At 73.9% G+C, this 299-nt stretch carries 1 protein-coding gene; it reads right to left on the minus strand.

The window, feature by feature from the left end; all coding sequences use genetic code 11:
• A partial coding sequence (locus ON22_RS08950; protein WP_043739947.1) for a biotin/lipoyl-containing protein occupies positions 1-299 on the minus strand: 299 nt, incomplete at both ends.

The raw sequence follows: 299 nt of genomic DNA on the forward strand, positions 1-299 counted from the left end.
CGGTAACCGATTCGCCGAGTTCCGGCATCTTCACCGGGGTCCCGGAGGCCGGGCCGGACGCGGACGCCGCGGGCTGCGCCGCCGGTGCGGGTTCCGGTGCGGGCGCGGCTTCCTGCGCGGGTGCGGGTGCAGGCTCGGGTTCGGCGGCAGCCGGTTCCGGAGCCGGTGCGGGGGCGGCGGATTCGCCGGCCTCACCGATCACACCCAGTTCGCCGCCCACCTCGACGACGTCGTCTTCCTGGGCGACGATCTTCGTCAACACACCCGCCGCGGGGGACGGGATCTCGGTGTCGACCTTA

It is taken from the genome of Nocardia carnea NBRC 14403 (assembly GCF_000308515.1).
Classification (GTDB): Bacteria; Actinomycetota; Actinomycetes; order Mycobacteriales; family Mycobacteriaceae; genus Nocardia; species Nocardia carnea.